Below are 5,188 nucleotides of genomic sequence, written 5' to 3' on the forward strand. Positions count from 1 at the left end.
GGGTGGGACGGGTTCTGGCGGCGGCACACCCAGCGCGGGCGGAGGTGGAACCGGGACGGGTTCTGGCGGTGGTGGGACGGGTTCTGGCGGCACAGGTACGGGTACGGGTGGTGGCACCGGTGGCACAGGCACGGGTAGTACAGGCACAGGTAGTACAGGTACCGGCGGCGGTGGCACGGGCGGCGGTACCGGTACGGGTTCAATCGGTGGAACCGGCCCAGGAGCTGGCGTAACCGGGGGAGGTATGGCCGGCATGCTAGGCGTCGCACGCAGCGATTGCTGCTGCCCCTCGATAACCGCTATGGTTGCCATCGTTGCTCAGGTATCGACAACCGCCCAGACCGCGATGACCAGCATCACGGCAATCGCTTCTATGGCTTGCAGGAAGAGCTAAAGCTAAGAGGGGTTGCCCAATGCCTCTGCCAGACATCAGCGTCGTCATTCCCGCGCGCAACGAGGGGGCGAAACTTGCTCCCACAATTCAGTCCATTGCGCGCACCCGCACCACGGAGGCGCGCGTTGAGTTCGTCATAGTGGATGACGCCTCGATCGACGACACGGTGGCGTGTCTGGTCGCCGCCGTGCCCGAGCTTCTCAAAGAAGCGAGGATCGACATTCAGGTCCATCGGCTTGAGGAACAGCAGGGAATCTATAAAACGCGCAATCACGCCGCGAGTTTTGCGAGCGGGGAAATCCTGTTCGGAACCGACGCTCACGTGCGGTTTTCCGAGGGATGGGACGAGCTTGTTCTTTACCATCTGGCGCCGAATCGCGTGCTGTCCGGCACTACGGCTGTGCCTGGCTCTCCTTTTCGTGGCTACGGGTGTGATCTTCTGATTCCGTTCATGGGCACGTCGTGGAACAACGGCCCTGTTGATGGCGTTGCGCATGTTCCCATCGCACCATGCCACGCGACGGTTATGCCGCGAGAACTCTTCAATCGCCTCGGCGGATACGACTCCGGCATGATTCTCTACGGCGCGGGCGAGGCCGAGTTCAGCATTCGCGCCTGGCTGCAGGGCGCCGACGTCATGGTTGTTGGCGACCTGCTCGTCGAGCATGAGTTCAAGCCGAAAGATGTCTTGGCCAATTTCATCGACGAGGTGAGGTCGTTCTGGATTCATAACTGTATTCGGTTTGGCTTCTTGTATCTGAGCGAACTCGGGTGCATGCAGATGCTCCGTTACTATTCGCTGCAGTATCCGGAGTTGTTTTCCGAGGCCCTGCACCGCGTGAACGAAAGCGACGTATGGCAGCGGCGCGCTTTTCTGGAGGAACACCAGCGGCGGCCTTTTCAGTGGCTCGTAGATTATTTCGGCATGAAGAACCAGGCGGGCGGAGAGATCATCTGACGCCGGCCGGACTCCGGCCGGCCGGCAAGTACAGGCTGGGGACCTCTGAAATGAGTTTCAAAATCGATATTCTGCGCCCTGACGATCTCGTCAATCTGAGCATTGATGCGCACAATCTAAAGCTGGATACCTCGAACCCGAAGAAGCCGGCTCTCGTTATCGATGACAAGTCATCTCCCGCCTTCCTGATCGTTACCTTCCCGCCGCAGAGCATTGCCGAGCGGGCGTATTTCGAAGTAGGCAACATAAAATCCCAGCCCAATTTCAACCAGTCGCCGCCCGGAGCCCCTCCGCCGCCACCTCTGGAAACCACAGACGACAAGCTGGATCCCGACGGTCAAACCCCGGCGCGCATGGCCGGCCCGAGCCGGCTGGCTTTTCAGTTGCCAAAGAACATCACGAAGATTCCCTATCAGCTTCAGTCGCTGCTGGACTGGTCGAAGCTGAATCTGGTGATTTCCTCAGTGGCCAAGGGGACAGCCGCGCCACCGCCGATTACCGCTCCTATAGCGGATGTAACCGCGCTTGAGATTCCCTACCGGCTGATCCTCTCCCCGGGTTCGGGTGCTAAATGGGTCAATGCGCTTGCGCCGGTTTCCCACAGCGGAAAGAGAGAACTCTGGCACACGCGCCTCGCCAAGGTCGTAAAGACCACGAAAGATAATAAAACGACCGAGGTCCTCCAGGAAGCCGGTCCGAAAACCACGATGCCGCTGCGTGCGATCTGGTCACCTGATTTTCAGGACCACAAAGCGCTTCCCGACCATACGCTCGATCTGACGCCATTTCGCGGAGCGCTCTCCCCCCGTGACCGCGCGCAGATTGTCATCCTCACCTCCGGCACGGAGGGTTATTTCACCCTGCAGACTGGAGGGCAACAGGGACCTTGGAAACCGAAGCCGGTGAGCGCCAGCCGGCTGTTCCTTTCGGCTCTGGGCGGATGGCTGACCTCTCGCGGAACCTGGTCTCCGGTTCCGCTTTACGACGTTCAACTGATCATCCGAATGCCGGAGTCCAGACCGGTTCCTAAGCCGCCGCCGGGCCCAACAGCCCGGGTCAAGCGCACCGTTCTCAGCTCACCTGCGACTGACGCCAGGGCATTGTTCGAAACCGTCGCGCTTGACCTCACCGAGTGGGACCATATCGCCACCGAAGGCCGCGATCACTATGTGAAGGTCGTCTACGAGGGGTACCTTTACCCGTTCGGTCACGCCGCCACGCTGGTCAAGGTGACGGAGCGCAAGTTTGTTCCGGCTGAAAACGTTCCCAACGGAGGTCCCGGCTCCCGCTCATCCGTTACCGCAATGCTGCGCCAGCACATGTACATTGTGGTGCGCGAGCAGGAGAAGTCCTACGATACAAAGGCCTACAGCTTTGGCGGACGGGAGAACCCTTTCTTCAACCTTGTTCGCATCGACACGAAAGTCACGCCTGATATCGATGCGCCCGGCGCCGCAAATTCCGCCTCGCCTTCGCAGGATTCATTCTGGGTCACCATCGGCACGGTGAATTTCCAGTTCCATTGCACGGGTCAGGACCTTTCCGGCGCGCACATCGATTTTCTCGCTCCCATGATCTTCGTCAGCGTGAGCGAGGACAATGTTGCCGCCGTCAAAGCGAATTACGTGAAAGGCGGCTTCGGCCCGATCTCTTCCGCTAATGGGAAGAAGGTGACCTATGCGGACCCCAACGCAGGCGATACCGTCCTGAAAACGTCGGGCCTCTTTTTCGATACCCAAATCATTGGCGGATTCCCATTCGCCACAGCGCCATTTATTCCCACACTATCTCAAGCTCAAGTGACGGTCCCGAGCATTGAGGAACTCCTGGGCGTCACGACGCCCGTCGATATTCAGTTCTATCAGCCTTACCTCCAGACCGGCCTCGACGCCAACGCGGGAGTGTTCGTCAATGTTCTCGGTCTCTCCGGCGGCAGTCTGCCAGAGATCAGTTTCAGCGCAAATAAGGCCGGCGGATTCGCCACGCCAGGGTTCACCGTCACCGCGCTCTCCGCGAGGAAAGGCATGGTCGCCGGCTCCGCGGACGATGCCGCTCACGGGCTAATTCAACCAAGCCTCTTCTTCGGTGGTCTTTCCGTCCAGCCGAAACTTTTCGGCACGATCCCCCTGGCCGATCTGATTCCGGTAGACCAGATCACCCATAAGGCCGCCAGTCTCAAGAATGCTCCCGAGATCCGAAGCAAATACGTACCCAACAAGAAGCAGCCAACTCAGGTTGTCACTACAGTCAAGTGGTCCCCGGATCTTACGGACTACTCGATTGATCCGATTGAGATTAAATTCAACAGCGATGGCAACAACTCGACGCTCTCGTTGGAGGGCACGCTTGTCAGGCCGCTCAACGGCGCCTCGCCGCAGTCGAAAATTCAGGGCAGTCTGGATCACTTTCTGATCACGTTGCTTGGAGTGGTCGGGATCGAGATCGATACCATCAAGTTCTCATCCGTCAACGGGTCGAAAACCATGGTGACGGTGAAACTGGCCAAGCAGAACGCGATACGGTTCCTGGGTCCGCTGCATTTCATTCAAACTCTCGCCGATATTCTTCCGCCAGGCTTGTTCGGGAACAGCGGTCCGTCAATCGACCTCACGGCCACTGAGCTGAAAGTCTCCTATACGCTCAGCCTTCCCTCGATTTCGATCGGGGTTTTCGCGCTCGAGCACATCTCGATTACTGCCGGCGTGGATCTTCCTTACCTCGACGGCAAACCAGGATTCGAGTTCGCCTTCGCCAAACGCAGCAGTCCGTTTCTGATTACGGTCGAGTGCCTCGGCGGCGGCGGGTTTGTCCACCTTGTCCTCACCGCAGACGGCATTCAGATGGTCGAGGGTGCTCTGGAATTCGGAGGGGAATTTTCGTTCGATGTTGGCGTTGCTTCCGGCGGCGTTCACGTCATGGCGGGAATCTATTTCCAGTTGTCGGGATCCAACTCCACGCTGACCGGCTTTGTGGATATCGGTGGCGAAGTATCGGTTCTCGGAATCATCTCGATTTCGATCGACCTCAACCTCAGCCTGAGCTTTATTCACACCGCACAGGGCGACAAAGTACAGGGTCGGGCGACGCTGACGATTGCGGTTCATATCATTTTCTTCAGCCTCTCAGTGAGCGTGTCGGTGGAGAGAAGTTTCGGCAGCGGCAGCGGCGATCCGAAGATCGCCGACATGATCAGCGAAAAGAACTGGCATGACTACTGCTTGGCGTTTGCTGGTTAAGAGGGGACCGTAAATGGCGAGCCAGACACTGATTTTGGCAACTCTGCCCAATGGCTTGGATAGCAAGCGGAAGAAGCTCAAGCTATCACTCTTTATGACGCCGCGGCTCGAGGGGGGCGCAATCCTGGCCGCATTTCCCGACATCCTGAACTGGACGAGACAGGTCCAGGCTCACGGTATCAAATTCAAGATTACGTGCGGCGCCCATTCGACGACGGTTGCTCCCGACCCGAACGCGCTGAAAGCGCTGAATCCGGACGTATGGGAAGCAATCTTCAAGCCGGATACATTCGTCGAGAATTACCAGGTAACCGACTTCACCAAGCAGCTGATCGTCTCCTATCCGAGTCGTCAGGCTTCTTCCTATCTGAAATTTCTCACTCAGTTCGTGGCGACGAATCCGAACTACAGCCCCGAGGGTTCCGCCCGGGGCGGACCACTCCAGAGGCTCAATCCCTTGAGCTTTCGCGATGGGAACAAGTCGACGTTTGGCGACCAGATCTCCGCGATACGGCTTGAGCTCTGGAAAGAGCAGCAGGCGTTTGGGGCGTCCGGCGCGGTTGCGATAGCTCCCCGTCAGGTCCCGCCCACCTCCAGTCC

General features: G+C 58.5%; 4 protein-coding genes. All 4 read left to right on the forward strand.

What is annotated here, in order from left to right; genetic code table 11:
• Positions 1-394 (forward strand): hypothetical protein (locus WCA53_RS23300; protein ID WP_423916024.1); only part of this gene is annotated, 394 nt, incomplete at its 5' end.
• 19 nt (positions 395-413) lie between these two features.
• Positions 414-1,352, forward strand: a complete 939-nt coding sequence (locus tag WCA53_RS23305; RefSeq protein WP_423916027.1) for a glycosyltransferase — start codon at positions 414-416, stop codon at positions 1,350-1,352.
• A gap of 50 nt (positions 1,353-1,402) precedes the next feature.
• Positions 1,403-4,588 (forward strand): hypothetical protein, encoded by a 3,186-nt coding sequence (locus WCA53_RS23310; RefSeq protein ID WP_423916030.1) that lies wholly within the window; start codon positions 1,403-1,405, stop codon positions 4,586-4,588.
• Between the two features lie 13 nt (positions 4,589-4,601).
• The coding region (locus WCA53_RS23315; RefSeq protein ID WP_423916032.1) for a hypothetical protein at positions 4,602-5,188 on the forward strand (587 nt) is incomplete at its 3' end.

The organism is Caballeronia sp. (assembly GCF_049581465.1).
Lineage (GTDB): Bacteria > Pseudomonadota > Gammaproteobacteria > Burkholderiales > Burkholderiaceae > Caballeronia.

Coding starts and splice junctions, on each gene's coding strand:
- WCA53_RS23305 (WP_423916027.1), top strand. CDS start 414: ATGCCTCTGCCAGACATCAGCGTCGTCATTCCCGCGCGCAACGAGGGG.
- WCA53_RS23310 (WP_423916030.1), top strand. CDS start 1,403: ATGAGTTTCAAAATCGATATTCTGCGCCCTGACGATCTCGTCAATCTG.